This window comes from Pseudonocardia sp. ICBG601, assembly GCF_020496245.1.
The window spans coordinates 858254-885247 of the sequence record NZ_JAHLJA010000002.1; the positions used below are offsets into that span (position 1 = coordinate 858254).

Sequence of the window (26994 nt, forward strand, 5' to 3'; positions counted from 1 at the left end):
GAAGTCCCGGGGGCGCGGAGGTGAACGGGCGATGCCGGCCATCGGCGGACCCGATGCCGCGGCCCGGCGCCTAGGGTCGACCGCGTGAGCGAGCGCTACCGGGTCGTCCCGGCGTCCTACGTCCTGCTGCTGCGCGGCACCGGTGACCGCACCGAGGTGCTGCTCCAGCTGCGCGCCGGCACCGGGTTCATGGACGGCCACTGGGCCGCCGCCGCGGCCGGGCACGTCGAGGCGGGCGAGGACGCGGCCGCCGCCGCGGTGCGCGAGGCCCACGAGGAGCTCGGCGTCACCGTCGACCCCGCCGACCTCGTCCCGCTGACCGCGGTGCACCGCACCCAGCGCAACGGGAACCCGGTCGACGAACGCGTCGACTTCTTCTTCACCTGCCGCCGCTGGACCGGCGAGCCACGCCGCGCCGAGGACGGGAAGACCGCGGGGCTGGACTGGTTCGCCCTCGCCGACCTGCCCGCCGACACGGTCCCGCACGAACGCGCGGTGCTCGACGCCCTGCGCGACGGCGGCGTCGCCGCGGTCCGCAGCCACGGCTTCCGGTAGCGGCCTACTCCGGGTCGACGAGCTGGATCTCGACGGTGACGTCCGGGCTGTCGGTGTCGTCGGGGTCGATCGCCCAGTGCAGCACCCAGTCGACCTCGTAGTCGTCGCGCCCCCGGCCGGGCGGGGCGAAGTTGACCCACTCGCCGGCCCGGGGCAGCGTCTGGAACAGGCGGACGAAGTCGGGCTGCTGCCCGATCCTCACCCGCGCGGTGATCGGTGTCTGCGACGACGGGGAGCCCACGGCCGCGATGCTGCCCGACCGGCGCCCCGCGCGCCACGCCCGCCGGGTCAGGGCCGGACGGCGCCCAGGAACCAGCGGTCCACCGAGAACGGCTCGTCGCCGCAGGACGCGACGCCCGACGCCCACGCGTCGACGTCGGCCCGGGTGAGCCCGCACCGGCCCGGCGCGGCGTCGGCGACCATCTCCCGCAGCGCGGCGCCGTAGCCGGTGGAGGCCGGCCCGCGCATCGGCATCCGGCGCGTCCACTCCCCGTCGAACCCGGCGCGCTGCAGCAGCGGGCCCAGCTCGTAGGGCAGCCGCGACCGCGGCACCGTGGTGCACCACGCGTCGCGGACGCGGCGGTGCCGGTCCTGCCCGGGCCCGGGCCAGTGCAGCGAGGTCCAGTCCGTGTCCAGGACCAGCAGCCGCCCGCCCGGGCGCAGGACCCGGTACAGCTCGGCGACGGCCGTCGGCAGGTCCTCGAGGAACTCCAGCACCTGCAGGCAGGCCACCGCGTCGTACGGCCCGCCGGGCAGCGAGCCCGGACCGGCCAGTGCGCGCTGGGTGACGACGGCCCGGGTGCCGCACCGGCGTCGCGCCAGCGTCACCATCACCGGGTCCGGGTCGACACCCGTGGCGCCCGGACCGACGGCCCGGGCGACCTCGTCGAGCAGCTGTCCCGGTCCGGTCCCGACGACCAGGATCTGCTCCCCGGCCCGCGGACCCAGCAGCTCCAGGGTCCGCTCCCGTTCGGTGCGGGCCTCGGCGGTGTCGTAGGTGTCCGCGACCCGCCGCGCGCTCGCGGCGTCGACCGGCAGCATTCCGGCTCCGTGTCTCACCCGCCGGTGTAGCGCGCCGACTCGATCAACGCCTCCACCGACTCGGGTGGTACACGGAACGAGCGCCCGAAGCGCACCGCGGGAAGCTCCCCGGAGTGCACCAGCCGGTACACCGTCATCCGGGAGACCCGCATCCGGTCCGCCACCTCCGCCACGGTGAGGAACGGCGCGTCCTGCCCGGACCGTTGCTCCGGGATCCCTGCCGCCATGCTGCGCCCCTCCTTCGCCGACCCGCCCCCAGGTCGACCTCTGATCACCGAACGCAGGGACGGTAGCGCGGATCGGGCCACCCTCCCGGTGCGAACATGTCCCACCCTCGGGTGGACTGTCCGGAAACTGTCGGCTCTCGGTGTCCGACCGGACACGCGGGGTGATGATGTGACCCCGTGGAGGGTGCCGCGGGCCCGGACGCCCGTGTGCGGTCATCTATCGTCGGGAGGTGACCGCCGCTCCCACCGTGACCGATGACGACCCGGACGGCGACTGGACCGCGCCGGGCGTGTTCCGCAGCGCCCCCGGCGTCTACCGGATCCCGTTGCCACTGCCCCAGGACGGGCTGCGCGCCGTGAACGTCTACGCACTCGCCGACGACACGGGCTGGACCCTGATCGACTCCGGCTGGGCGATCGACGAGGCCCGCGACCTGCTCGGCAAGGCGCTGGCCGCGCTGGGCTCCGGTTTCGGCGACGTCCGTCGCTTCCTCGTCACCCACGCCCACCGCGACCACTACACCCTGGCCGCGGTGCTGCGCCGCGAGTACGGCACCCGGGTGCTGCTCGGCGCGGGGGAGCGGCCCAACCTGGAGATCATCACCGATCCCGACCGCCCGCAGGGCGAGCCCGACCGGACCCGGCTGCTGCGTGCCGGTGCCGCCGGCCTCGTCGACGAGCTCGGCCGGGCCGGGCCGTGGCCGCGCCCGCTCCCCGAGGAGTGGGAGGCCCCCGACGAGTGGATCGCCGACCGCGCCGCCATCGCCGTCGCCGACCCGGCGGGCACCCGCTTGCTGACCGCCGTGGAGACCCCGGGGCACACCCGCGGGCACCTCGTGTTCGCCGACGAGGCCCACGAGCTGCTGTTCGCCGGGGACCACGTGCTGCCCCGCATCACCCCGTCGATCGGCCTGCAGCCGTCGCCGGTGGCGAGCCCGCTCGGGCAGTTCCTCGACTCGCTGCGCCTGGTCCGGTCCCGGCCGGACGCGACCCTCCTGCCCGCGCACGGCCCGGTCGGCGGCAGCGCGCACGCCCGCACCGACGAGCTGCTGGCCCACCACGACGTCCGGCTCGCCCAGTGCCGCGACGCCGTCGTCGCGGGCCACCCGACGGCCGACGCCGTCGCCCGGGTCCTGCGCTGGACCCGGCGGGAACACCGGCTGGAGGACATGGACCTGTTCAACCGGACCCTCGCGGTCCTGGAGACCGGGGCGCACCTCGACGTGCTCGCCGACCTCGGGGAGCTGCGCCGGACCGAGGTTCCCGACGCCGCCACCGGGGTCGCCGTCGCCACCTACACCGCCTGACCCGCGCGCCGGGCCGCGACACGCCGGGCGCCGTTCACCCGGTCGTCGTGTCGGGGTGGCTCCTCGGAGCGGAATCGGGCAGAGTGAGGCCACCGGAGTCCACTCACGCCACGGAGGTCACCACACCCACACCCAGCACATCAGTACCGCGGGTCCGAGCACCGGCCGCGCTGCGCCGAGGACGTAGGGGAAGACGATCCTCGTCGACGACAGCGGAGGTTGGCAGTGAGCACACGCGGAGTGGTGTTCGTCCACTCGTCGCCGACTGCGGTCTGTCCGCACGTCGAGTGGGCGCTCTCGGGCGTTCTCGGAACGCGGGTCTCCCTCGAGTGGTCCGCGCAGCCGGTGGCGTCCGGTCAGATGCGGGCCGAGTGCACCTGGAGCGGTCCCGCCGGTAGCGGCGGGGCTCTCGCGGGGGCGCTGAGGGCCTGGTCGATGCTGCGGTTCGAGGTGACCGAAGAACCGAGCCCCGGCGTGGACGGGGAACGGTTCATGCACGTCCCCGGCCTCGGCATGTGGCACGGACGCACCAGCGCCAACGGTGACGTCGTGCTGCCCGAGGACCAGCTGCGCACGGTCATGGCCGAGCACGGCGGCGCCGGGCTGTCCCGGCGTCTCGACCAGCTGCTGGGCACGGCCTGGGACGACGAGCTGGAGTCCTTCCGCTTCGCCGGCGACGGCGCGGCGGTGACGCTGCTGACCCACCGGGTCGGCTGAGCCGAGCCGGGCCGGGCAGACTGTCGTCCCATGGGGGGCGAGGAATGAACGGCCGGGCCGCGATCACGGTCGGCGTGCTGCTGGTGGCGCTCGTGGCCGTCGGCGGTGTCGCGTGGACGGTGTCCGGGACGACCCGTTCCGGCGTCGCCCCCGCCTCCGCGCCGCAGACCGTGCCCGACAGCGGCGCGGGCAGCAGTGAGGTGACCATCAGCGCGGGCGCGGCCGAGCATCCGGCCGCCCAGCTGGTGATGCAGCAGGTGCAGCTCTACTTCAACGCGGTCAACGGCCGCGACCACGCGACCTGGACCCGCGTGGTGAACCCCGAGACCGCTGACCGGCAGCCCCGCGAGACGTGGCTGGAGGGGATCGGCTCCACCACCGACGGCACCATCCGCATCGACCGGATCGACTCCGCGACCGGCGGCGGTGTGCTCGCCCTGGTGCGCTTCATCAGCGTCCAGGATCCGAACGACGGCCCGCCCGGCCTGCACGTCGGCCGTATCTGCTGGCAGGTCGCCTTCCCGATGGCGGGCTCGCCGCCGCGGATGGACGTCGGCAACCCCGACGGGATCCTGCGCGCCCCCTGCTGAGCGGGCCGTGCGGGCCCCCGGCCGGGGACCCGCACGGAACCGTCAGGCCTTGGTGAACACCAGCGAGGCGTTGTGCCCGCCGAAGCCGAACGAGTTGTTGACGGCGGCGTCCACGATCATCTTCCGCGGCTCACCGGAGACGACGTCCAGCTCGACCTTCGGGTCCTTGTCGGTCAGGTTGAGCGTCGCGGGGACGATGTCGTCGCGCACGCTGAGCAGCGCGATGATCCCCTCGACGGCCCCGGCCCCGCCCACGAGGTGCCCGAGCGCCGACTTCGGCGCGGTCAGCACCGGGTGGTCGCCGAACGCCCGCTTCACGGCGGTCGCCTCGCCCACGTCGCCGACCACCGTGGAGGTGGCGTGGCAGTTGACGTGGACGATGTCGGAGGCGGTCAGACCGGCCCCGGCCACCGCCTTCTGCATCGCCCGGATCTGGCCCTCGCCCTCGGGGTCGGGCCCGGTGATGTGGTACGCGTCGGACGTCAGACCGATCCCGGCGAGGCGGCCGTGGACGGTGGCGCCGCGGGCCTTCGCGAACTCCTCGCGCTCGAGCACGAGCACGCCCGAGCCCTCGCCGAGGACGAAGCCGTCCCGCCCGGTGTCGAACGGCCGGGAGGCGCGCTCCGGGTCGTCGTTGCGGGTGGACAGGGTCCGCGACTGCACGAACCCGGCCACGGTGATCGGCACGATGCAGGACTCGGCGCCGCCCGCGAGGACGACGTCGACCTCCCCGTCGCGCAGCAGCTTGTAGGCCCAGGCCAGTGCCTCGGCGCCGGTGGCGCACGCCGAGGCGGGGGAGTGCACCCCGCCCTTGGCCTTGTACTCCAGGCTCACCAGCGCGGCCGGCCCGTTGGGCATGAGCATCGGCACGGTCAGCGGCGAGACCTTGCGCAGCCCGTGCTCCTCGAGCAGGTCGTCCTGCGCGAGCAGCGTCGGCGCGCCGCCGATGCCCGCGCCGATGACGACGGCGAGCCGCTCGGCCTCGACCGCGGCCCCGTCCTCGCCGGGGATCGCGCCGAGCCCGGCGTGCGCCCAGGCCTCCTTGGCGGCGACCATCGCGACCTGCTCGCACCGGTCCATCCGGCGGGCCTGCACGCGGGGCAGGACCTCGGTGGGCTCCACGGCGAGCTGGGCCGAGATGGACACCGGCAGGTCGAACCGCTCGGTCCAGTCGGCCCGGGTGGTTCCCACCCCGGACTTCCCGGCGAGCAGCGCCTCCCAGGTGGAGGCGGCGTCCCCGCCGAGCGGGGTGGTGGCCCCGAAACCGGTGACGACCACTCCGTCGGTCATGACGTCTCCTTCTCCCCGGCGGACAGCGCTACCGGTGCGTGCCCGCCGGTACGGATCACTGGTGCTTGGCGATGAAGTCGACGGCGTCGCCGACGGTCTTCAGCTCGGCGAGCTGGTCGTCCGGGATCTTGGCGCCGAACTTGTCCTCGGCCTGCACGGCGATCTCCACCATCGACAGCGAGTCGATGTCCAGGTCGTCCACGAAGGACTTCTCGGGGGTCACCTCGGCGGTGTCGATGCCGGCGACCTCCTCGACGATCTCGGCCAGCCCGGTGAGGATCTCGGCGTTGTCAGCCACGATGGTTCTCCTTGCGCGGTGGTTGGGTGCGGGTGCCAGGTCTCGGGTGCCCCGTCAGGGGCAGACGACGACCTGTCCGGCGTAGGACAGTCCTGCGCCGAAGCCTACGAGGAGCAGCACGTCGCCGGACCGTACCCGGCCGGCCGTGCGCATGTGGTCCAGCGCCATCGGGATGGACGCGGACGAGGTGTTGCCGGAGTGCACGATGTCGTCGGCGACGACCATGTCCTCCCGGGCGCCGTGGCGGCGCAGCTTCTTCGCGATCGCCTCGACGATGCGCAGGTTCGCCTGGTGCGGGATGAGCACGTCGATGTCGGCGGGGGTGAGCCCGGCCCGCTCGATCGCGTCCAGCGCGACGGGGGAGATCGCCGTCGTCGCCCACCGGAAGACCGCCTGGCCCTCCTGGTGCAGCTTATTCGTCGTCTCGCCGAGGACCCGGATGGTCGACGCGTGGTCGCCCGCGCTGCCCCAGCTGACCGGGCCGACGCCCACCTCGTCCTCCCCAGCCGCCGGTCCGAGCAGGGCGGCGCCCGCGCCGTCGGCGAAGATGATGCAGGTCGAGCGGTCGTCCCAGTCGACCCAGTCCGAGAGCTTCTCGGCGCCGATGACCAGCACGTGCCGGGCCGAACCGGCGCGGATCATGTCCGAGGCGACGGCCGTGGCGTAGCTGAAGCCGGCGCAGGCCGCGTTGAGGTCGAACGCCGCGACGCCGTTCGCGCCCAGGCCGGTCGCCACCTGGGCGGCGGCGTTCGGGATCGGATTGGGCATCGTGCAGGTCGCGACGATCACGGCGTCGAGCCCGGCCGGGTCGAAGCCGGCGTCGGTCAGCGCCGCCGCCCCGGCCGCCGTCGCCATGGCCGTCAGCGAGGTGTCGGCGTCGGCGATCCGGCGCTCGGCGATCCCGACGCGGCTGCGGATCCACGCGTCGTCGGTCTCGACCCGCTTCTCCAGGTCGGCGTTGGTGACCACGTGCTCGGGCTGCCAGCTGCCGAGGCCCAGGAAACGGGCCCCGGCGACGGTCGGGGTCGCTCGCATGGGGCTCACTTCCCGTGCTCGGAGATCAGGTCGACGGCGGCGTCGAGCTGCTCGGGGGTCTTGAGCGCCAGCGTCGGGGTGCCCTTGACCGCGCGCTTGACCAGCCCGGTCAGCGTCGCGCCCGGGGGCAGCTCGAGGGTCGCGCCGGTCCCGCGGTCGGCGAGGGTCTGCATGCAGGCGTCCCAGCGGACCGGCCGGGTGACCTGCGCGACGAGCCGGCGCAGCGCCTCGGCGCCGGTGTCGACGGTCCCGCCGTCGGCGTTGGACAGCAGCGTGAGCGTCGGGTCCGACACCGGCACCGACGACGCGTGGCTCTCCAGCGCGGCACGCGCGGGCTCCATGTGCGCGGTGTGGAACGCCCCGGCGACCGGGAGCTCCTTGACCCGCGCCTTCTCCGGCGGCGACGCGACGAGCTCGGTGATCGCCTCCTTCGCCCCGGCGGCGACGATCTGGCCCGCCCCGTTGCGGTTGGCCGGGTCGAGACCCAGCTCGGCGAGGCGGGCCAGCACGACCTCCTCCTCGCCGCCGAGCACGGCGGCCATCGAGGTCGGCGCGACGGCGCAGGCGGCGGCCATCTCACGGCCGCGGACCCCGGCGAGGGCGACGGCGGCGTCCTCGGTCAGCACGCCCGCGATCGCGCAGGCGGTGATCTCGCCGATCGAGTGCCCGGCGACGACGGTCCCGGACGGCAGCTCGACCCGCTCGCGCAGGCGGCGCGCGGCCAGCAGGCCCAGGGTGACGATCAACGGCTGGGTGACCGCGGTGTCGGTGATCTCCTCGGCGTCGGCGGTGGTGCCGAGACGCGCCAGGTCGAGCCCGACGGCGTCGGACCAGCCGGCCACGGCCTCCGCCGCGGCCGGGTCCTCCAGCCACGGAGCGAGCATGCCGGGGGTCTGGGCCCCCTGGCCGGGTGCGAGCAGGGCGATCACGGGGACATCACACACCTCTCGGGGGCGGCGCCGGGATACCGGTTACGACGAAGTCGGACCACCGAAGTTGTAGGAAACCTACGAACCGCAGGTGTGACCGGGGCCTCGTTACCGATCCGTAGGGGCCGGTGTTTGTAGGGTTCACGACAACGCCCCGCCCACCGGGACACGGACGCCGTCGACCTCCTGATCATGCTCCCCGGTCGGGTCCAGAGGAGTCAGCGGGGTGTGCGCGGCGACGGCCGGGCCGTCGGACGCGCGGGCGGTGCGGTCCGCGACGAGCGCGGCGCGCAGCACGAACGCCTCCCGCGGGTCGGTGGGGGAACGCCCGACGAGCTCGCCGATGCGGCGCAGGCGGTAGCGCACCGTGTTGGGGTGCACGTAGAGCGCGCGGGCGCAGCCCTCCAGGCTCGCCCCGCCCTCCAGGTACGCGGCCAGGGTGCGCAGCAGCTCGCCACCGGTGTCGTGCAGCGGGGCGAGGACGTCCTCGGCGAGCCGGCGCCGCGCGGCCGGGTCGCCGTGCAGGGCGCGCTCGGGCAGCAGGTCGGCGGCGTCGACCGGGCGCGGGGCGTCGGGGTGGCCGGGGGCCGCGGCCAGCCCGGCCAGTGCCTCGGCGACGGCGGCGCCCGCGGTGGCCAGGTCGGTGCTGGGCGGGCCGGAGACGACCGGCCCGGGCCCGAAGTGCGCCGCAACCTCGGCGAGCACCCGCGCGGTGACCGCGCTCGTCCCCGGCGCCGGCCCGGGCCCGGTCGGCGCCGGACGCGCCGAGGTGGTCTCGGCGAGCCGGTCGGCGACCCGGCGCGCGGGCCGCCCGGTCAGGTGCAGCAGGACCACCAGCCGTCGCCCCTGGACGCCGACGAGCACGTCGTGGCCGAGCCGCGCGGCGACCCGGCGCAGCTCCACGATCAGCTGCGGGGACTCGGGGCCGGAGCCGGGGGCGGAGCCGACCAGGCAGTGCACCGGGGCGGCGGGGTCCCAGCCGAGCGCCGCGGCCCGGGACACGAGCGCGCCGTCGGTGTCACCGCGCAGCACGGCGTCGACGACGAGTGCCTCCAGCCGGGCGTCCCAGGCGCCGCGGGACTCCGCGGCGCCGGCGTACACGGTGGCGGCGGCGAAGGCGATCTCCCGGCCGAAGCGCAGCACGGCCTCGGTGAGCTCGTGACGCTCGGTGCCGTCGTCGGCGAGCGGGGGCAGGTGCTCCTCGAACACGTCCGCGGCGATGCGGACCAGCTCGACGGTCTGGCGCAGGCTGATCCGCCGGGCCAGGTCGCGCGGCGCGATCCGGAACGCCTCGGCGGTGAGCGGGGTGGTGCGGTCGGGCTCGCGCAGCCAGGACACGAAGTTCGCGACGCCGGTCTGGGTCACCAGGGCCACGCCCGCGCGCTGGTCGGCGGGCAGCCCCGCGAACCACGGGCAGCGCCGCTCCATCTCCGCCAGGCAGGCCGCGGCCAGCCGGGACGAGGCGAGCTCGAGGCGGCGCAACGTCGCGTCCGCGACCGGGTGGCGGTGCACGTCGGGCAGCATGACACGACGATGGACGCACCCACAGGACACGTCACGCTGTACCGCGCGGGCTCACGGGCACGCACGGAGACCGGCTGGCTCGACTCGCGGCACAGCTTCTCCGCCGGGGCGCACTACGACCCGGCCAACACCCACTTCGGGTTGCTGCTGCTGCACAACGAGGACCGGCTCGTCCCGGGACGCGGCTACGACGAGCATCCGCACCGCGACACCGAGATCCTCACCTGGGTCCTCGACGGCGAGCTGGAACACCGCGACAGCACCACCGGGCGGACCGCACGGGTCGGGCCGGGCGGGGTGCAGTACCTGGGAGCGGGGTCGGGGGTGCGGCACTCCGAGTACGCGACGCCGGACGGGGGCGTGCGGTTCGTGCAGATGTGGGTGGTGCCCGAGGAGCCGGGCGGCGACCCGCGCCACCTCGTGCGTGCGGCGGACGCGGGGGAGCGCGGGGACACGGTCGTCCTGGCCTCGGGCCTGGAACGGCACCGCGAGGCGACCCTGCTGCCGCTGCGTCAGCGCGCGGCGGCCCTGTCGGTGGCACGGCTCGCGCCGGGGTCGGCGACGGAGCTGCCGACCGCCCCGTTCGTGCACGCGTTCGTGGTACGTGGGGGCGCGACGCTGGAGGACGTGCCCGGTGACGAGCTCGGTACGGGCGACGCGGCCAGGGTCGTCGACGACGGCGGCCGGCGGATCACCGCCGGACCGGACGGGGCCGAGATCCTGGTGTGGGAGATGCACGCGGCGCTGGGGTGGTGACACCCGGACACCGCGGAACCCGGCCGGGGCGCGCGGGGCCTCGGCCGTGACGGGCTGCTGCCGGTCACCACGACGGACGGGTGACCGGACGGCTCAGAGCGGCGTGACCGCGCTGGCCTGCGGCCCCTTCTGCCCCTGCTCGATGTCGAACGACACGCGCTGTCCCTCGTCGAGGCTCTTGTAGCCGTTCGTCTGGATTGCCGAGTAGTGCACGAACACGTCCGCACCACCACCGTCGGGGGCGAGGAAGCCGTAGCCCTTCTCGCTGTTGAACCACTTGACGGTGCCTTCTGCCATTCCCGCTCCCTGGAGATCATCGGCCCGGAGCACCTCGCCCCGGGACCGCAGGCCAGCGACGCACACGGTCGACGCCCTGGTCAGGACGGCGAGTCGCTAGGACGAGTGATCACCGCCACCGCCGTCGCGCGGAGCCTATCGTGATCTGCGCCGCCCTGGGAGGGGCGAAAATCGGCGACGGCCCGCCGCCCCGTGCGGGGCGGCGGGCCGTCGTGTGCCGGTGGGGTCAGGCGGCCCCGCCGTCGCCGATCTGCGGGCCGGCGGCCTGCGGGTCGTCGATCTTGTAGCCGGCCGCGGCCTCGGCCGCGGTCTCGGTCTTCACCAGGCCCTGCTTGGCCAGCACCGACAGCGCGCCGACGACGATCGACTCGGCGTCGACCGCGAAGTGGCGGCGCACGGCCGGACGGGTGTCGGACAGGCCGAACCCGTCGGTGCCCAGCGACAGGAACGGCGCCGGGGACCACTGGCGGATCTGGTCGGGGACCGCGCGCATCCAGTCCGAGACCGCCACGACCGGGGCGTCGCCGTGCTCGCCGTCGCCCAGCTTCTGGGTCACGTACGGCACGACCGGCTCGTCACCGGGCTTGAGCAGGTTGGCGTGCTCGGCCTCGACACCGTCGCGGCGCAGCTCGCCCCAGGACGTCACCGACCAGACCTCGGCGCGGACGTCCCACTCGTCGGCCAGCATCTTCTGCGCGGTCAGCGCCCACGGCAGCGAGACACCGGAGGCGAGCAGCCGCACCACGGGGCCGTTGCCCTCGGGCGCCGCGGCGAAGCGGTGCATCCCGCGCAGGATGCCCTCGCGGTCCACGTCCTCCGGCTCGGCCGGCTGGCGGTAGGGCTCGTTGTAGACCGTCAGGTAGTAGATGACGTTCTCGGGCTTCTCGCCGACCATCCGGCGCAGCCCGTCCTGGACGATGTGCGCGACCTCGAAGGAGAACGCCGGGTCGTAGGCGACGACGGCCGGGTTGGTCGCCGCGAGCAGCAGCGAGTGACCGTCGTTGTGCTGGAGACCCTCACCGGTCAGCGTGGTGCGACCGGCGGTGGCGCCGACGAGGAAGCCGCGGGCCATCTGGTCCGAGGCGGCCCAGATCGAGTCGCCGGTCCGCTGGAACCCGAACATCGAGTAGAAGATGTAGATCGGGATCATCGGCTCGTCGTGCGTGGCGTAGGAGGTGCCCGCCGCGGTGAACGACCCGACCGATCCGGCCTCGTTGATGCCCTCGTGCAGGATCTGGCCCTGCTCGGACTCCTTGTAGGCGAGCATCAGGTCGGCGTCGACCGAGGTGTAGTTCTGGCCGTTCGGGTTGTAGATCTTCTGGCTCGGGAACATCGAGTCCATACCGAAGGTACGGGCCTCGTCCGGGATGATCGGCACGAAGCGCGCGCCGATCTCCTTGTCCTTGATGAGCTCGCGCAGCAGCCGGACGAACGCCATCGTCGTGGCGACCTCCTGCTTGCCGGAGCCCTTCTTGACGAAGTCGTAGACCTTGTCGCCGGGGAGCACCAGCGGCTTGCTGACGGTCCGGCGCGACGGCAGCGGCCCGCCCAGCTGGCGACGGCGCTCCCGCAGGTACTGGATCGCCTCGTCCTTCTCGCCGGGGTGGTAGTACGGCGGCAGGTACGGGTCGGTCTCGAGCTGCTTGTCCGAGATCGGGATGCGCTGCTCGTCGCGGAACTGCTTGAGGTCGTCGAGCGTGAGCTTCTTCATCTGGTGGGTGGCGTTGCGGCCCGCGAAGTGCGTGCCCAGGCCGTAGCCCTTGATGGTCTTGGCCAGGATGACGGTCGGCTGGCCGTGGTGCGCGGTCGCCGCGGCGTAGGCCGCGTGCACCTTGCGGTAGTCGTGCCCGCCGCGCTTGAGCTTCCAGATCTCGGCGTCGCTCATCGGGTCGACGAGCGCCTTGGTGCGGGGGTCCCGGCCGAAGAAGTGGTCGCGGACGTAGGCGCCGTCGTTGGCCTTGTAGGTCTGGAAGTCGCCGTCCGGCGTGGTGTTCATCAGGTTGATCAGCGCGCCGTCGCGGTCGCCGTGCAGCAGCGAGTCCCACTCGCGGCCCCAGATGACCTTGATGACGTTCCAGCCGGCGCCCCGGAAGAACGCCTCCAGCTCCTGGATGATCTTGCCGTTGCCGCGGACCGGGCCGTCGAGGCGCTGCAGGTTGCAGTTGACGACGAAGTTCAGGTTGTCCAGGCCCTCGTTGGCCGCGACGTGGATCAGGCCGCGCGACTCGGGCTCGTCCATCTCGCCGTCGCCGAGGAAGGCCCACACCTGCTGCTGGGAGGTGTCCTTGAAGCCGCGGTCGCCCAGGTAGCGGTTGAACCGCGCCTGCATGATCGCGTTCATCGGGCCGATGCCCATCGAGACCGTGGGGAACTCCCAGAAGTCCGGCATCAGGCGCGGGTGCGGGTACGACGGCAGGCCGCCGCCCGGGCCGGCGTGGCTGAGCTCCTGGCGGAAGCCGTCGAGGCGGTCCTCGGACAGGCGGCCCTCAAGGAAGGCGCGGGCGTAGATGCCGGGGGAGGCGTGGCCCTGGATGTAGATCTGGTCGCCGCCGCCGGGGTGCTCCTTGCCACGGAAGAAGTGGTTGAAGCCGACCTCGTACAGGGTCGCCGACGAGGCGTAGGACGAGATGTGCCCGCCGACGCCGATGCCCGGCCGCTGCGCGCGGTGCACGGTCATCGCGGCGTTCCAGCGCACCCAGCGCCGGTAGGTGCGCTCGACGTCCTCGTCGCCGGGGAACCACGGCTCACGGTCGGTCGGGATGGTGTTCACGTAGTCCGTCGCGGTCAGCGACGGGACGCCCACGTGCTTCTCACGGGCGCGCTGCAGCATCGTCAGCATGAGGTAGCGGGCGCGCTGCTGCCCGGCGTTGTCCAGGACCGCGTCCAGGGAGTCCAGCCACTCGGCCGTCTCCTCGGGGTCGATGTCCGGCAGGTGGGCGGCCAGCCCGTCCCGGATGACGTTGACGCGGCGCTTGTCGTCGCCGGGCGTGCTGCTCTGCGCGGTCAAGGGTTCTCCCTGCCTGATTCCGTCGGTGGCCGGGATCGCCCGGCCCTGTCTTTCCGCCGCCGGCTGTGGGGCGACGTCGCCGGCCGGACTCGACGGTCGTGGCCGTGGCTCGGTCCATCGTGCCTGTTCCGGCGCGGTCCCGAAACTCGTCGTTCACGAAGTCGGGCTCTGGCCGCGAGGATAGGTACTACTCGTACGTAACTGAACGGAGGGCGGGGTGACCTGCGCGTCACCGGGCCGCGAACCGCGAGCCGGTTGCATCCGGTCGGGCCCCCGTGATCGGATGCCCCATCCGATTTCGCGCGAAGGGTGGCGCCCGCACGCGGAACCGAAGACGATGGACTGCGTGAGCAGCGTGAAAGGGGAACGAGTGGTGACCGCGGCAGATGCCGGTGCGTCCGACATCGCGGCAAAGCTCGGCATCGAGCCGGGCATGATCGTCCAGGAACTCGGGTACGACACCGACATCGACGACCAGGTCAGAGAGGCCGTCGAGGACACGACCGGTGAGGAGCTCCTCGACGAGGACGCCCAGGAGGTCATCGACGTCGTCCTCCTGTGGTTCCGCGACGGGGACGGCGACCTGATCGACACCCTGGTCGACGCCCGAACGCCCCTCTCGGACGAGGGCTTCGTGTGGGTCCTGACACCCAAGACCGGCCGTGACGGCCACATCCAGCCCTCCGAGATCGCCGAGGCGGCCCCGACCGCCGGGCTGTCGCAGACGTCCAACGCGACGCTCGGGGACGACTGGGTGGGGTCGAAGCTCGTGCCGCCGAAGCAGGGGAAGGGCAAGCGCTGAGCCCAGTCGTCGAGGGCGCGACCGCCCCGGACTTCGAGCTCCCCGACCAGAACCGACAGCCGGTCTCGCTGGCGTCGGTACTCGGGTCGGGGCGCTCGGCGCTGTTGGTCTTCTACCCGTTCGCGTTCTCCGGGATCTGTGGCGGGGAGCTGGCTGCTGTGCAGTCCGCGCTCGAGGACTTCCAGAATTCCTCAGTGCAGGTGCTGTCGATCTCGTGCGATCCCACGTTCGCGCTGGGAGCGTGGGCCTCGTCCGCGGGGTTCGGGTTCCCGCTGCTGTCGGACTTCTGGCCGCACGGGGCCGTGGCGTCGTCCTACGGGGTGTTCCACGCACCGAAGGGCATGGCGTTGCGGGGGACGTTCCTCGTCCGCCCGGACGGCACCGTCTCGTTCGCGGAGGTGAACGGGCCGGGGGAGCCGCGGGACCAGGACGGGTGGCGTCGGGCCCTCGGGGCCGTGTGAAGATGTCCGTCCCGGGCGCGTAGCTCAGCGGGAGAGCACTCGGTTTACACCCGAGCGGTCGCAGGTTCGAACCCTGCCGCGCCCACGCATCTGACCAGGGGCTCCAGCCCCCGGCAAGATCACCCGATGGCCCGCGTGACACGTTTCGTGACACGAAGGGCTCGTATCCTCGTGTCATGACACGGGCGAAGGCCGGTCGCCGGAGGCAGCGCGGGACGATCGACAGGCTGCCGAGCGGTGCCCTGCGCGTCCGCGTGTACGGCGGCCAGGATCCGGTGTCGGGGAAGCGGAACACCCTCGTCGAGGTGATCGAGCCCGGTCCGCGCCAGGAGGCCCGCGCCGAGGCCGCGTGGACGCGGCTCCTCGATGCTGTCGACGAGCAGCGCAGCCCCCGCACGAGCGCGACGCTGGACCAGCTGCTCGACCGCTACCTGGAGACCCTCGACGTCGACGCGACCACCCTCCGCGCCTACACCCGGTGTCTGTCCACCACGGCCGCAACGGCTACCGCTACCCGCCCGGCGCTCCCGATGTGCTGGCCGGGCATCTGGGCCGCCTGCCGGCCTGCTCGGACGAGATGGGCCGCGCCGGTCGGCGGAGTCCGGAGATCGTCGGAGGGCACACGCTCGACGCGACGTCGGCCGACTTCGAGGACGTCCACACCCGCGTGGGTTCGAGGCTGCTGAAGGGCCACTCCGCGTCGGCCCGCACAGAGGTCACGGCGTGGTGACATGTCCGACCCCGGTGGCCGGTCCGCCGGACACCTCACTGCGAGGCGTCCCCGACACCGACACCGACACCGCTGTCGCGCCGGGTCGGTGCGGTGCGGTGCGGTGCGAACCCGTCGGTGAGGAGCGCGAGACCCGCTTCGAAGGCGAGCTCGTGGTCGATCCGGGGGATCTCGGAGCCCGCGGCCTGCCCGGGAGAGGTGGTCTCGGCCTGCTCCTCCAGCACGGAGCCGACCGTGAACCGGCTCGCGGCGAGCATCGCCAGTTGCGCGTGCCGCTCTCCGAAGCCGGCGCCGATGAGGAACGCCATCTTGTGGCGGACGCGTTCCCGATCGGAGGGCCCCGGCCGAACACCCGCGTGCAGACGTGCACCATCGCGCCGCATCAGGAGTGTGCGACGGAAGCTGCGGTTGTTGTCGAGGAACCAGACGTACCAGTCGTCGGTGGGCGCTGGCAGAGGCGCGGCCGCGTGGGGCGCCATCGCAACCTCGGCCATCGCGCTGAGGAGATCCTCCTTCTTGCGGAAGTGGTAGTAGAGCGAGGGCTGCTCCACCCCGAGCCGTCGTGCGAGGCCGCGGGTACTGATCTTGTCCAGCCCCACCTCGTCGAGCAGGTCGAGTGCCTCGCGGATCACGGAATCCCGGTTCAGCTTCGCCACCCTTGACAGTCTATCGGTGATAGTCGGAGACTGGAACGGAATCTATCAGCGATAGATGCCGGGTGATGGGATCGCCATGAGTACGAGCTGTGAGACACCGCCGCTGCGGGTCCTGATCTGCGGTGGCGGAATCGCGGGGCAGGCGCTGGCGTACTGGCTGGGGCAGGGCAGACACCGGGTGACGGTCGTGGAACGTTTCCCCGCGCTCCGCGCCACCGGGGCCCAGGTCGATCTGCGTGGGCAGGGGATCGACGCGATCAGGAGTATGGGGGTGCTCGACGTGGTCCGCGAGGAGCTCGTCGACGAGCCGGGGGTCGCGTTCGTGAACTCCCGCGGCGAGCCGCGGGCGACGATCATGGCGAACGCCTCGGGGCGGGGTCGGCAGACGCTGACCTCGGAGTACGAGATCATGCGTGGCGACCTGGTCCGGATTCTCCACGACCTGGCGAAGGACGACGCGGAGTATGTGTTCGGGACCGGCCTGGACCGGGTCGAGCAGGACGACGAGAAGGTCACCGCCCACTTCTCGGATGGTACGACCGGCGAGTACGACGTCCTCATCGGTGCGGACGGTCAGGGTTCCCGCGTCCGTCGGGCGGCCCTTCCCGCCGGCGCGGCCGAGCCGTACTGGCAGGTCGGGATCCACATGGCGTACTGGTTCATCCCGCGTACGGGGTCGGACAGCAACATCCGCGACACCTACATGGTTCCGGGTGGTCGCCAGATCATGCGGCGAAGCCACAATCCCGAACAGACCCAGGTCTACTTCGTGCTCCGTGAGAAGTCTGCGGAGGCATCGGCGATACATCGCAGCCCGATCGAGGACCAGAAGCGGTTCTGGGCCAACCGGTTCCGCGATGCCGGCTGGCAGGTCGACCGCTTCATCGACGGCATGCGAGACGCACCGTTCTTCTACTCCCAGGAAGTTGTCCAGGTGCGTACCGACACCTGGTCGAACGGCCGCGTCGTCCTCGCCGGGGACGCCGCGCACTGCGCGTCGCCCTACAGCGGCATGGGAGTGTCGGCCGGTCTCGTCGGCGCCTACGTGCTCGCCGGGGAACTCAACCGACACCCGGACGATCTGACCACGGCGTTCGCGAACTACGACGCCACCCTGCGCCCGTTCATCGACGAGGTCCAGGCGAGCGTCAAGCCTGCCCTGCTCAAGCTCGGCATGCCGAAGAGCCGTGCAGCGATCACCGCCTTCCAGGCGGCGACCGCCGTGGCGACCACGCTGCGCATCCCCGAGCTTGTCGCCCGCTTCTCGAGTGAGGACCGTGGCGGGGACTGGCGACTGCCGCCGAGCCCGGTGGCGGGCCGGGAACTCTGAACTGGGCCGGCGGTACATCCCAGTCGGATGCGAGAGGCGATGAACTCGACCCCGAACGCGCGGCGCGCTCGGCTCGGCCCTCTGATCGCGCTGATCGTCACCGGCGGTTTCCCAGCCGGCTGGATTCCTCGCTGGTCGACGTCGGATTCTTCACGATCGCGGACGGCCTCGGCGGGTCACTCGCGGGCGCTCAGTGGGTGACGAGCGGGTATGTCCTGGCGTCGGCGGCGGCGCTGCCTGGCTGCGCCTGGTTGCAGCAGCGCATCGGACCGTCGCGGCTGCGGATGATCGCGAGCGGTCGCTGATCCGGACTCCTGACGTCGGCCGGGCGATGGGTCTGATCGGCAACACGCCCGACGCCTTCGGGTGGACCTGGCATCTGCCGACAGACCCTGACCGCCTCACCCATGAGCAGCTGAGCGGCGTCGCCTCCGACGTCGTCGGCCACCGCATCAGGCACTCGACGGTCCCTGGGCTCGTGTTCAGGACCGGGGGTCTGGTCGACCGGTCGGTCGAGGAGGCGTCCGAACTGCTTCCGCGCTACCGGGGATCGCCGCGATTCTCGGGTGATCGTCTCGCCCCGCGTGACGCGACTCGTGACACGAGAACGCCGCCACCGCCGGTGTCGACGGGGGTGGGTGGAGGTGGATTCGAAGGATCGTTGCAGGTGAGCTCTGCCGCGCGCACCCACCGGACACCTGTAAGGCGGAGTCACATCGACCACAGAACTCACGTCCGCCCGACCCTGGCGCGTGCAGGGGAGACGCCTGAGCCCCCGCGACCGCCCGGTCGCGGAGCGCCGCGACGGCGGCAGGAGGAGCTCGACGGCCCGATCCTCGCGCTCGGGCCGGAGAGGGGGCAGACCGGCTACGTCGCCCCGCGGAGCTGGGACGACGGGTGAGCACCGGTGCTGTCGGGAGCGGGCCAGGTGAAGCGGCTGTCGCCGGCGTAGTCCTCGCACCGGGCCCGGAGCGCCGTTGTGACCTGGCCGGGTGCATCGGCCCCGACGAGCAGCCGGAACGGTCCGTCGGGTGCGGCGACGTGCCGGCGGAGCGCCTCGACCGCGACGTCCACGGGCGCTCCGAGCGGCCCCTCCGTGTGCCACGGGACCTCGGCCGTCCCGAACAGCTCGCGACGCAGGTCGTCGTAGCCGGCGGAGGGGGTCGCGAAGTGCATCCCCGGGCCCGCCCAGTCCGTGTCGAACCCGCCCAGCTGGGCCACGGTGACGCGGATGCCGAAGCGTGACACCTCGCCGGCGAGCGCCTGCGAGAAGCCCTCCAGCCCCCACTTGCCCGCGTTGTAGAGACCCAGGGTCGGCATGGCACCGACCGCGCCGGTCGTCGAGATCTGGACGATGTGTCCCGCTCCGCGGGCGCGGAGATGGGGCAGCACCGCCTGGGCGACCCACAGCGGTCCCAGCAGGTTCGTGTCCACGATGTCGCGCGCCTCGGCCTCGCCGACCTCCTCGACCGCTCCGACGAGGCCGTAGCCGGCGTTGTTGACGACGACGTCGAGATGCCCGAACCGCGCGACACCGGCCGAGACTGCCGCCCGGACCGCGTCCCGGTCGCGGACGTCCGCCGTCGCCACGTGCAACGCCGACGGGAACTCCGCACGCAGGTCGGCGAGCGCGTCGGCCCGCCGGACGGTCGCCACCACCCGCTCGCCGGCCGCGAGCGCGGCCTGCGTCAGGGCCCGGCCCAGCCCGCGGCCGGCGCCCGTCACGAACCAGACGGGTCGTTCGGTCACGGGGCTCTCCTCGTCGCGACGCACACTCATGGCACCTACGATACGGAACGTTCCGTTTCGATCGCTATCCTGATCGCGTGGACGACGACAGCCGTGACCGCCCGCCGGTGCCGACCAGCCGCTCCGAACGGGCGCGCACGGCCGCGCTCGAGGCCGCCCTGGCCCTGGCGGCGGAGCTGCCGTACCCGCAGGTGACGATGGAGGCGATCGCGGCACGTGCCGGCGTCGGCAAGGCCACGCTCTACCGGCGGTGGCCCCACCGGGGGGCCCTGCTGGTCGACGCCGTGGCCCACCGCAACGCGCGCGCGGCCGTCGGCGACGGGGGGATTCCGGACACCGGTGACCTGCAGGCCGACCTCACCGCGGTGCTGCGCGCGGTCGTCGACGAGCTCGCGGTGCCCGCATGGGACGCGCTGCTGCGGGCGCTGTGCGTCGAGGCGCTCGTCGACACCGCGGTCGGTGCGCAGGTGCTGGAGGAGGTCTTCGCCCCGCAGATCGCCCTGTTCGCCCGGCGGTTCGCGACGGCGAGGGCCACCGGCCACATCGACGGTTCCGTGGGCGACGTCGAGGCGTTTGAGCTGTTCGTCGCGCCGGTCTTCCACCGGTGGCAGCTGCGGACCGGGGCGCTCGACCACGCCTACGCCGACGCCGTCGTCCGGCGCGCGTGCCGCGCTCTCGCGCCCCTGGTTACGACGAGAAGCGGGGGTGCAGCGTCGGCGCGCTCCGGTCGTACTCCGCGAGCCACTCCCGGCCCGCCGGGGTGAGCCGCACCCGTCGCAGGTCGCCGTCCGGCCCGCCGGCGGGCTCGACGTGGCCGAGCTCCCGGACGGTCGCGGCGAACTGCAGCGCGATCGACTCCTGCACCTCGGAGACCTCGCCCGTCCCGAAGACGACGGCGGCCGGAGCGGCGGCGTCGCCGCTCGCCTCCACCCGGCGCAGGAACTCGGCGAGCCGGGAGTCGGACTTGGCGCTCATGGGCCGACGGTAGCCGCCGGCACCTCACCGCGCGACGACGACGATCCCGTCCTCGTCGGAGTAGAGGATCTCACCCGGGGCGAAGTCGACCCCGCCGAACGTCACGGTGCCGTCGACCTCCCCGGCCCCGGTCTTACTGCTCTTGCGGGGGTTCGTGCCCAGCGCCTTGAGGCCGAGGGGGAGCGCGGCGAGTGCCACGCTGTCGCGGACGACCCCGTTGACGACGATCCCGGCCCAGCCGTTCGCCACGGCCAGGCCCGCGATGACGTCGCCGATGAGCGCGCAGTGGGTCGAGCCGCCGCCGTCGACGACCAGGATGGCGCCGTCACCGGGGCCGTCGAGCGTGGCGCGGAGCAGGGCGTTGTCGTTCTCGCACCGCACGGTCCGCACGGGGCCGGCGAAGCGGGAGTGTGCGCCGAAGGAGCGGAACTGGACGTCGCAGGAGCGGACGGCGTCGCCGAGGTCGTCGGCGAGGTCGTCGGTGGTACGGCGGCCCAGGAGGAACTGCGGGTCGATCGACATGGTGCCCACTCTCGTCCGGACCGGGCCAGGTGTCAGCGGGCGGGTTCCGGCGCGTCCGAACGGGGCGACGGCAGGGCCGAACGGGATTCCCGCTCTGTGACCGTGACCGCGCTCCGTAACCGGCGCGCGTCCGAATCGTTGAATCGGCACGGCTACCAAAGGGGGGCGTCGTGTCAGGACCGAGATGGGACCCGGACTCGGGTCGCTGGGTGCTCGGGGACGAGTCGTCCCCGGTGACCCGACGTGGACCTCGCCGATCGGTCGAGGTGATGGACCGGTCGGCCGACGTCGTCGAGGCGTCGGCCCGGGATCTCTCGCCCGAGGACCTCGTCGCCGGGATCGTCTTCCCGTCCGCCCGGGAGCCCGAGCCCCGGCCGTCCACGCCCCGTGGACGTCCCCGGTCGATCACGGAGCGTGATGATCTGGCTCGGCCAGGAGCGGGCCGGACCGACCACGGCTCCCGGCGTGGGCGTCGCCGCGCTCCGGAGACTCCCGGACCGGACGCACCCTCGGCCGATCCGTACCCCGAGGGACCGTTCGCCGGGGAGCTGCGCCCGAGCGCGACGACTCCGCCCCGGCCGCTCCCGGTGCACCGGCCGCCGACGCTCGTGTCGCCGCCCGGACACGTCCACAGTGGGCGTCCCCGGCACGGCGGACGGCGCCGGGCCGAGGACCGCGACGCCGGGCCGTACGGCGTGGACGGGTTCGCGGTCGCCGGTCCCGGCGACACCCCCGCGCCGTGGGACGGCCCGGAGCCCGGGCCGGGCCCCGACCTCCGCGACGGCCGGGCCCGGCCCGTGGACCCGCACGACCTCGGGTACGACCCGCGTGACCTCGACCTCGATCCCGACGAGGACGGACCGCAGCCCGACCCGGCCCCCGGTCCCGACGACGTCGTCGAGGACCCGCCGCGTCGTGGACGCCGCCGCGCCGTGCAGGAGGACGCCCGTCGACGCCGATGGCCGTGGGTCGTCGGCGTCGTCGCGGCGGCTGCCGCGGCCGTGCCGATCGGGCTCGCCGTGTTGGGTGGCACCGAGGACGAGACCCCGGCCGCGTGGCGCGAGGGTCAGGTCGCGTTCGGCGCGTCGACGGGCGGCGGCCAGCCCGGCGTCGTCCCGGCCACCGAGGTCGCCGCTGCACCCACGACGTCCGCGGCGGCCCAGATCACCTACGAGGTCACCGGGCCCGGCTCGGGGGTCACGATCACGTTCGGCCGGGGCACCTCGGTCGCCCAGGTCTCCGGCGCGGACCTGCCGTGGGAGCGCACGGCCCCGGCCGCCGGTGAGCCCACCGACTACTCGGTCACCGCCGCGGGCGGGTCCGGTGAGCTCTCCTGCCGGATCCTCGTCGACGGCGCCGTGATCTCCGAGGAGTCGGCCGACGGCGACTACTCCGCGGTGTCCTGCAACGGACGCCGCTGACGGCGGCCGGTCACCGGGGCCGCTCGTCCCGGAGCAGGGACGACAGCCGCTTCTTCGTCCTGTTCCGCTGCACGATCCATGCGACGTCGGGGTCGGACGTGTCGAGATCCCGGAACACCGCGAGCCCGGGGCCGGGATCCGCGGCGACGGCGACGCTCCAGCAGTAGCCCAGCGCCTGCCGCAGCGTCCGCACCCCGGGGCGCCTCCGGTGCTCGTCCGGCAGCGCGGCCAGCCACTGCGTGGCCCGGCGGCACACCGCGACCGCGGCCGCCGCGGCGTCCGGGCTCCGCAGCAGCCGCGGCTCGCAGATCGCGGCCACCGCGGCGCGCCGCACCAGCGGGTCCGCGTCCGCCGACCACCGCGACACGACGGTCAGGAGGGCCCCGGGATCGGCCTCGCCCAACAGCTGCAGGCCGAGCGCGACGCCCTCCCGTACCCGCCAGCGGTCGTCGGCGGCCAGCGCACGGGCGTCGGCCTCGCACCCGGGATCGGCCGCCCGCCGCCCGAGCGCCGCGGCCGCGCAGGTCGCCGGGTACTCGCCGCCGTCGGCCAGCAGCGCCCCGATCGTCGCCGCGTCCGCCCGACGGGCGGCCGCCGCGACCAGGGTGAGGTTCGCCCGCGGGCCGGGCAGGCCGGAGTGCGCGGTGAGATACGCGGGCCACCGACCGGGGGCCAGCTCCCGCAGGGCCGCGTCCCAGGGGGTTCGGGAGGTGCTCAGTGCGGCGTCTCCCGGAACCGCTTCCGCGACGCCTCCAGCTCCGCCTCGGCCGCCGCCCGGTTCGCCCAGTCGGCGCCCTCGACGCTCTTGCCCGGCTCCAGGTCCTTGTAGATCTCGAAGAAGTGCTGGATCTCCCGGCGGTGGAACTCGGGCAGGTGGTGGATGTCGCGCAGGTTCTCCAGGCGGGGGTCGTGGGCCGGGACGCAGAGCAGCTTGTCGTCGCCGCCCGCCTCGTCGGTCATCCGGAACATGCCGATGGTGCGCACGAGCACGAGGACACCGGGGAACAGCGGCTCCCCGGTGGTGACGAGCAGGGCGTCGAGCGGGTCGCCGTCCTCCCCGAGGGTGTCCTCGACGAAGCCGTAGTCGCCCGGGTACTGGGTGGCGGTGAACAGCGTCCGGTCGAGCCGGATGCGCCCGGTCTCGTGGTCCACCTCGTACTTGTTGCGGCTGCCCTTCGGCACCTCGACCAGCATGTCGAACTCCACGGGCTCCTCCGATGCGTTGGGCGTCAGGTGAAGGAGATACACGCTCGCCCGGCGGGGCGCACCCCTGCGGAGGAACGGGGACCCGGTCGGGCGGGCAGTATCGGAAGGGATCCGGTCGGCGACGACCGGGGACGAGGAGACCCGTGATGAGCAACCCGGACCGCCCCGGCGGCACCTACGCGCTCGCCGGACGCCCGGTCGCCCGCGTCGGCTACGGCGCGAGCGCGCTGGCCCGCCTGCGCGACGACCGCCCGGCCGCGGTCGCGCTCCTGCGCCGGGCCGTCGAGCTGGGGGTCGACCACGTCGACACCGCCCAGTTCTACGGCGACGGCCTGGTCAACGACCTGCTGCGGGAGGCGCTGCAACCCGGGGACGGCGTCGTCGTCGCGACCAAGGTCGGAGCCGACCCCGATCCGGGCGGTCCGTTCCCGATGCGGCTCGCACAGCGGCCCGAGCAGCTGCGGGCGAGCGTCGAGGACAACCTGCGCAGTCTGGGCACGGACCACGTCGCGCTGGTCAACCTGCGACGGCTGGAGGGGACCTCGCGGATCCGTGCCGAGGGCGACCAGCTCGTCGACCTGGACGACCAGCTCGCCGTCCTGACCGCACTGCGCGACGCGGGCACCATCGGCGCGATCGGGCTGAGCAGCGTCGAACCTGACATCGTGCGCCGTGCGCTCCCGGCGGGGATCGCCTGCGTGCAGAACGAGTACAGCCTCGTCGAGCGCGACGACGACGGGCTGCTCGACCTGTGCGCGGCGGAGGGCGTCGCGTGGGTGCCGTTCCACCCGCTGGGCGGGGTGCTGGCGGGCGCGCGCAGGGTCGCCGACGAGCCCGCGGTGCGCGAGGTCGCCGCGGCGGCGGGGGTGACGGCGTCGCAGGTGGGGCTGGCCTGGCTGCTCCACCGCAGCCCGGCGGTGCTGCTCATCCCGGGGACGGCGTCCCTCGCCCATCTCGAGGCGAACGTCGCCGTCGGGTCGCTGCGGCTCGACCCGGAAGCGCTCAGGGCCCTGGACGGTCACTGACCCGGTCGGACCACCCGGCCCAGCCGGAGAAGTCCAGGATCCCGGCACCGGTGAGCCGGTCGGCGAACGCGAACAGCGCGGACGTCGCGGACGGGTGCACGTCGAGCGCCTCGCGCAGCTGCGCGCCGACGCACGGCAGGTCGGTGAACACCGTCAGCCCCCAGACCGTGCAGACCTCACCGTCGGGGGAGCGGGTGAGCGGCCCGAGCGCCCGCACCCCGCCGAGCAGGTCGGCGAGACGCGCGTGGTGCGCCGGGTCGGTCGCGGCGGCGGCCACCGCACCGCTGGCGGCCCAGGCCAGGCCCTCGACGCGGTCGTCGGCCCGGTCCTCGACCCACGCCGCCCGCAGCGGCGCGGCGAACCGGGCGACGCCGTCGGCGAGGGGGACCCGGCCGGTGACGTGGTCGTCGACGAGGGCACGGTAGACGGTCTCGGCGTCGTCGAAGTCCACGCGGGCGAGGCTAGTTCCTGCGCTCCGCCTCCTCCCTGCGGTGGAGACGTGAATCGTCCTCCGGACCGATTCGCCGGACCGCGACGACGGGCAGGCTCGGTCTCGTCCCCGAGCCACCTGCGAAAGGCCCCACGATGACGACCGAGAGCCCGGCCATGGTCCGGCTGCGCGACGCCGTCGGCCGCACCGTCGCGGCCGGCACCGCCCGTGCCACCCTGCTGATGGACATGTCCGGGACCCGCGCCGTGGGCGAGGCGCTCCCGCGGCGACGGCGCCCGCTCCCGGCCCTGGCGCGGGCCGTCCTGCGCCGGGTGCCGCGGCAGGTCGTGACCAGCCGAGTCCTCGACCTCACCCGGCGCCGCGCCATGGTGGGCCACGACCACATCGCGTTCGTGCAGATCGAGGACCGGGTCTGGAGCGGGCGGCCCGGCCGCAGGCTCGACCGGCTGGGCCTCACCGATCCCGGCCGGATCGTCACCCCGCTGGCGGCGTTCGACCGGCTCGCCGACGTCACCGAGGCCCACGACCACGGCGTCGTCGCCGACCGCGGCGAGCGCTGGCGACGGCTGACCGTCACCACCGGCGACGGCGAGCCGGGCGAGGTGTGGCTCGACGGCGCCCACGTGCGCCGGATCCGGCTGCCGGAGCAGCGCCAGGACTCGACGACGGTGACGCTCGACGCGTTCGGCACCGACGTCGACGACCGCGACTGGACCCGGCTGCCCGGCTGAGGGCCCGGGTCAGCCGGCGGCCGCGGTCATCCGCTCGTTGTCCCGGCGCACCGTGCGGGCGGCGAGGAACAGCCCCGCCGACGCGATCGCCATCGACAGCGGCACGATCACGGCGAGGGCCTGCCGCAGCCCGTTCGCCGCGGCGTCGGCCGGGCTCGCGCCCGCGGCGAGGGCGTCTGCGGCGAACGCGTCCGACAGGGCACCGGCGATCACCGGCCCGACTGCGCCGCCCAGCAGGTAGAACGCGGCGAAGAAGACCGCCGTCGCCGTCGACCGCAGCCGCGGCCCGACGACGTCGGCGACGGCCGGGTAGGCCGAGGTGTAGTAGAGGTACTGCAACAGCCAGCCGGCGCCGAACAGCACGACGAACGTGCCCGTCGCCTCCGGTCCCACGGACAGCGCGAACCAGGTCAGCGGGACCGACACCAGCGTCGCGACCGCACCGACCAGCACCCGCGCACCCGCCCCGCGGCGGGCCGCCCGGTCCGAGACCCAGCCGCCGACGAGCAGCCCGACCAGCCCCGTCACGCCGACGACGACGCCGGTCAGCACCGCCGCCCCGGTCAGGGACGCGCCGAAGTAGCGCTGGAACAGCGGCACGGTGAACGTGTTGACCGAGTAGGCGGCGAGGTTCGCGCCGATCCCGGCGACGATCAAGAACCACATCGTCGGGACGGCCAGGATCCGCCGGAACGGCCGGTCGACCGGTGCGGGCGTCGCCTCGACCGTGGTCCTCGACGCCGGTTCGGACGCGCCGCGGCGGGGCTCGCGCACCAGGAAGAACCCGGCCGCGATGAGCAGCCCGGGGATCGCGGCCAGCACGAACGGGGCCCGCCACGTCCCGAACGCCTCGGCGATCGCACCGACCGAGAAGTAGGCGAGCACGAGCCCGACCGGCAGCCCGAGCTGGAACAGCCCGAACGCCCGCGCCCGCTTCCCCGCCGGGTAGAGGTCGGCGATCGTGGAGTTCGCGGCGGGCGCGTAGCTGGCCTCACCGATACCGACGCCGACCCGCATCAGCAGCAGCGAGACGTAGTTCCAGGCCGCGCCGCTCGCGGCCGTCAGCAGGCTCCACGCGACGATGCCCCAGCCCATGATCCGGGCCCGCGAGCGGTGGTCGGCGAGGCGCCCGAGGGGGAGCCCGCACAGGGCGTAGACGACGGTGAACGCCGCGGCCAGGACGCCGATCTGCAGGTCGGAGAGCCCGAACTCGAGCTTGACGGGCTCGGCGACGATCGCCGGGACGGCCCGGTCGTAGAAGTTGAACGTGTTGGCGGCGAACAGCAGCGCCAGCACCCGGCCGGCGTTGGGGGCCTGTTCGCCCTGCTCGGTGGGCAGGAAACGTTCCCGTTCGGTCGTCAT

General features: G+C 73.7%; 31 protein-coding genes and 1 tRNA gene. 14 read left to right on the forward strand and 18 right to left on the reverse strand.

The features are described 5' to 3' along the window. Positions 1-84 precede the first annotated feature (84 nt). Positions 85-555: an NUDIX domain-containing protein gene (locus KPL57_RS04025; RefSeq protein ID WP_226350515.1), complete on the forward strand. Its 471-nt coding sequence runs from the start codon at positions 85-87 to the stop codon at positions 553-555. A gap of 4 nt (positions 556-559) precedes the next feature. Here KPL57_RS04025 and KPL57_RS04030 read toward each other — a convergent pair whose 3' ends face one another. Genes KPL57_RS04030 through KPL57_RS04040 form a run of 3 tightly spaced genes read right to left on the reverse strand, consistent with a single transcriptional unit; the run spans position 560 to position 1823 of the window. Beyond that, positions 560-796, reverse strand: a complete 237-nt coding sequence (locus KPL57_RS04030; protein WP_226350516.1) for a hypothetical protein — start codon at positions 794-796, stop codon at positions 560-562. 47 nt (positions 797-843) lie between these two features. Then, a complete protein-coding gene (locus KPL57_RS04035) occupies positions 844-1596 on the reverse strand; it encodes a methyltransferase domain-containing protein (RefSeq protein WP_226350517.1) in 753 nt (250 codons plus the stop codon). Between the two features lie 14 nt (positions 1597-1610). Then, complete coding sequence (locus KPL57_RS04040) at positions 1611-1823, reverse strand: helix-turn-helix domain-containing protein (protein ID WP_020623051.1); 213 nt, start codon at positions 1821-1823, stop codon at positions 1611-1613. 230 nt (positions 1824-2053) lie between these two features. On the opposite strand from KPL57_RS04040, the gene KPL57_RS04045 reads away from it, so the two are divergent. The 3 genes from KPL57_RS04045 to KPL57_RS04055 all read left to right on the forward strand — a co-directional run bounded on the left by KPL57_RS04045 (position 2054) and on the right by KPL57_RS04055 (position 4437). Next, positions 2054-3130 carry an MBL fold metallo-hydrolase gene (locus tag KPL57_RS04045; protein WP_226350518.1) on the forward strand — a complete coding sequence of 359 codons (1077 nt, stop codon included), beginning with the start codon at positions 2054-2056 and terminating at the stop codon, positions 3128-3130. Positions 3131-3355: 225 nt separating this feature from the next. Beyond that, positions 3356-3847, forward strand: coding sequence for a DUF3145 domain-containing protein (locus tag KPL57_RS04050; RefSeq protein WP_043277342.1), 492 nt, complete (start codon positions 3356-3358; stop codon positions 3845-3847). A gap of 44 nt (positions 3848-3891) precedes the next feature. Further along, positions 3892-4437: a hypothetical protein gene (locus KPL57_RS04055; protein ID WP_226350519.1), complete on the forward strand. Its 546-nt coding sequence runs from the start codon at positions 3892-3894 to the stop codon at positions 4435-4437. 42 nt (positions 4438-4479) lie between these two features. On the opposite strand, the gene KPL57_RS04060 is transcribed toward KPL57_RS04055, so the two are convergent. From KPL57_RS04060 to KPL57_RS04080, 5 genes are all read right to left on the reverse strand, one after another. Further along, positions 4480-5727, reverse strand: coding sequence for a beta-ketoacyl synthase (locus KPL57_RS04060; RefSeq protein WP_226350520.1), 1248 nt, complete (start codon positions 5725-5727; stop codon positions 4480-4482). Between the two features lie 55 nt (positions 5728-5782). Further along, a complete protein-coding gene (locus KPL57_RS04065) occupies positions 5783-6025 on the reverse strand; it encodes an acyl carrier protein (protein WP_020623056.1) in 243 nt (80 codons plus the stop codon). A 54-nt stretch (positions 6026-6079) separates the two neighbouring features. Continuing rightward, entirely contained in the window at positions 6080-7060 is a 981-nt protein-coding gene (locus tag KPL57_RS04070; protein ID WP_226350521.1) for a beta-ketoacyl-ACP synthase III, read from the reverse strand. Between the two features lie 5 nt (positions 7061-7065). Next, on the reverse strand, positions 7066-7989 hold the full coding sequence (locus KPL57_RS04075; RefSeq protein WP_100878358.1) for an ACP S-malonyltransferase: 924 nt from the start codon (positions 7987-7989) through the stop codon (positions 7066-7068). Between the two features lie 141 nt (positions 7990-8130). Further along, entirely contained in the window at positions 8131-9513 is a 1383-nt protein-coding gene (locus KPL57_RS04080; RefSeq protein ID WP_226350522.1) for a CdaR family transcriptional regulator, read from the reverse strand. A gap of 9 nt (positions 9514-9522) precedes the next feature. Between KPL57_RS04080 and KPL57_RS04085 the strand changes: the two genes are divergently transcribed. Further along, positions 9523-10269: a pirin family protein gene (locus KPL57_RS04085; protein ID WP_226350523.1), complete on the forward strand. Its 747-nt coding sequence runs from the start codon at positions 9523-9525 to the stop codon at positions 10267-10269. Between the two features lie 93 nt (positions 10270-10362). On the opposite strand, the gene KPL57_RS04090 is transcribed toward KPL57_RS04085, so the two are convergent. Both KPL57_RS04090 and aceE read right to left on the reverse strand, forming a co-directional pair. Beyond that, positions 10363-10566 (reverse strand): cold-shock protein, encoded by a 204-nt coding sequence (locus KPL57_RS04090; RefSeq protein WP_020624180.1) that lies wholly within the window; start codon positions 10564-10566, stop codon positions 10363-10365. Positions 10567-10792: 226 nt separating this feature from the next. Beyond that, entirely contained in the window at positions 10793-13573 is a 2781-nt protein-coding gene (aceE, locus tag KPL57_RS04095; protein ID WP_226350524.1) for a pyruvate dehydrogenase (acetyl-transferring), homodimeric type, read from the reverse strand. A gap of 370 nt (positions 13574-13943) precedes the next feature. Between aceE and KPL57_RS04100 the strand changes: the two genes are divergently transcribed. The 4 genes from KPL57_RS04100 (at position 13944) to KPL57_RS04115 (ending at position 15522) form a co-directional block, all read left to right on the forward strand. After that, the gene (locus KPL57_RS04100) at positions 13944-14375 is read left to right on the forward strand and encodes a DUF3052 domain-containing protein (protein WP_020624178.1); all 432 of its coding nucleotides are present in this window, start codon (positions 13944-13946) and stop codon (positions 14373-14375) included. Further along, positions 14372-14836, forward strand: coding sequence for a peroxiredoxin (locus tag KPL57_RS04105; protein ID WP_226350653.1), 465 nt, complete (start codon positions 14372-14374; stop codon positions 14834-14836). Before KPL57_RS04100 ends, KPL57_RS04105 begins: the two co-directional genes overlap by 4 nt. Positions 14837-14849: 13 nt before the next feature. Continuing rightward, positions 14850-14921 (forward strand) — tRNA-Val (locus tag KPL57_RS04110). A gap of 91 nt (positions 14922-15012) precedes the next feature. Next, a complete protein-coding gene (locus KPL57_RS04115; RefSeq protein ID WP_226350525.1) occupies positions 15013-15522 on the forward strand; it encodes a hypothetical protein in 510 nt (169 codons plus the stop codon). A gap of 79 nt (positions 15523-15601) precedes the next feature. On the opposite strand, the gene KPL57_RS04120 is transcribed toward KPL57_RS04115, so the two are convergent. After that, on the reverse strand, positions 15602-16222 hold the full coding sequence (locus tag KPL57_RS04120) for a TetR/AcrR family transcriptional regulator C-terminal domain-containing protein (RefSeq protein WP_226350526.1): 621 nt from the start codon (positions 16220-16222) through the stop codon (positions 15602-15604). A gap of 76 nt (positions 16223-16298) precedes the next feature. Here KPL57_RS04120 and KPL57_RS04125 point away from each other — a divergent pair, with 76 nt between their 5' ends. Next, positions 16299-17552 (forward strand): FAD-dependent monooxygenase, encoded by a 1254-nt coding sequence (locus tag KPL57_RS04125; RefSeq protein WP_226350527.1) that lies wholly within the window; start codon positions 16299-16301, stop codon positions 17550-17552. Positions 17553-18419: 867 nt separating this feature from the next. Here the strand turns inward: KPL57_RS04125 and KPL57_RS04130 are convergent. Continuing rightward, positions 18420-19331 carry an SDR family NAD(P)-dependent oxidoreductase gene (locus KPL57_RS04130; protein ID WP_226350528.1) on the reverse strand — a complete coding sequence of 304 codons (912 nt, stop codon included), beginning with the start codon at positions 19329-19331 and terminating at the stop codon, positions 18420-18422. A gap of 47 nt (positions 19332-19378) precedes the next feature. Here KPL57_RS04130 and KPL57_RS04135 point away from each other — a divergent pair, with 47 nt between their 5' ends. Continuing rightward, complete coding sequence (locus KPL57_RS04135; RefSeq protein ID WP_226350529.1) at positions 19379-20065, forward strand: TetR/AcrR family transcriptional regulator; 687 nt, start codon at positions 19379-19381, stop codon at positions 20063-20065. Here the strand turns inward: KPL57_RS04135 and KPL57_RS04140 are convergent. Together KPL57_RS04140 and rraA are read right to left on the reverse strand one after the other, a co-directional pair. After that, positions 19989-20276 (reverse strand): hypothetical protein, encoded by a 288-nt coding sequence (locus KPL57_RS04140; protein ID WP_226350530.1) that lies wholly within the window; start codon positions 20274-20276, stop codon positions 19989-19991. The two genes, KPL57_RS04135 and KPL57_RS04140, sit on opposite strands and share 77 nt — an antisense overlap. Before the next feature lie 24 nt (positions 20277-20300). Beyond that, positions 20301-20798: a ribonuclease E activity regulator RraA gene (rraA, locus tag KPL57_RS04145; protein ID WP_226350531.1), complete on the reverse strand. Its 498-nt coding sequence runs from the start codon at positions 20796-20798 to the stop codon at positions 20301-20303. Between the two features lie 269 nt (positions 20799-21067). Between rraA and KPL57_RS04150 the strand changes: the two genes are divergently transcribed. Beyond that, positions 21068-22219 (forward strand): MmpS family transport accessory protein, encoded by a 1152-nt coding sequence (locus KPL57_RS04150; protein ID WP_226350532.1) that lies wholly within the window; start codon positions 21068-21070, stop codon positions 22217-22219. Positions 22220-22229: 10 nt separating this feature from the next. Here KPL57_RS04150 and KPL57_RS04155 read toward each other — a convergent pair whose 3' ends face one another. Together KPL57_RS04155 and KPL57_RS04160 are read right to left on the reverse strand one after the other, a co-directional pair. Further along, positions 22230-22586, reverse strand: coding sequence for a hypothetical protein (locus tag KPL57_RS04155; RefSeq protein ID WP_226350533.1), 357 nt, complete (start codon positions 22584-22586; stop codon positions 22230-22232). A gap of 347 nt (positions 22587-22933) precedes the next feature. Next, positions 22934-23425 carry an inorganic diphosphatase gene (locus KPL57_RS04160; protein ID WP_226350534.1) on the reverse strand — a complete coding sequence of 164 codons (492 nt, stop codon included), beginning with the start codon at positions 23423-23425 and terminating at the stop codon, positions 22934-22936. 146 nt (positions 23426-23571) lie between these two features. On the opposite strand from KPL57_RS04160, the gene KPL57_RS04165 reads away from it, so the two are divergent. Next, the gene (locus KPL57_RS04165) at positions 23572-24450 is read left to right on the forward strand and encodes an aldo/keto reductase (protein WP_226350535.1); all 879 of its coding nucleotides are present in this window, start codon (positions 23572-23574) and stop codon (positions 24448-24450) included. On the opposite strand, the gene KPL57_RS04170 is transcribed toward KPL57_RS04165, so the two are convergent. Continuing rightward, positions 24428-24901 carry a DUF3632 domain-containing protein gene (locus KPL57_RS04170; protein ID WP_226350536.1) on the reverse strand — a complete coding sequence of 158 codons (474 nt, stop codon included), beginning with the start codon at positions 24899-24901 and terminating at the stop codon, positions 24428-24430. The two genes, KPL57_RS04165 and KPL57_RS04170, sit on opposite strands and share 23 nt — an antisense overlap. Positions 24902-25035: 134 nt before the next feature. Between KPL57_RS04170 and KPL57_RS04175 the strand changes: the two genes are divergently transcribed. Then, positions 25036-25632, forward strand: coding sequence for a hypothetical protein (locus KPL57_RS04175; protein WP_226350537.1), 597 nt, complete (start codon positions 25036-25038; stop codon positions 25630-25632). A 9-nt stretch (positions 25633-25641) separates the two neighbouring features. Here KPL57_RS04175 and KPL57_RS04180 read toward each other — a convergent pair whose 3' ends face one another. Beyond that, a complete protein-coding gene (locus tag KPL57_RS04180) occupies positions 25642-26994 on the reverse strand; it encodes an MFS transporter (protein ID WP_226350538.1) in 1353 nt (450 codons plus the stop codon).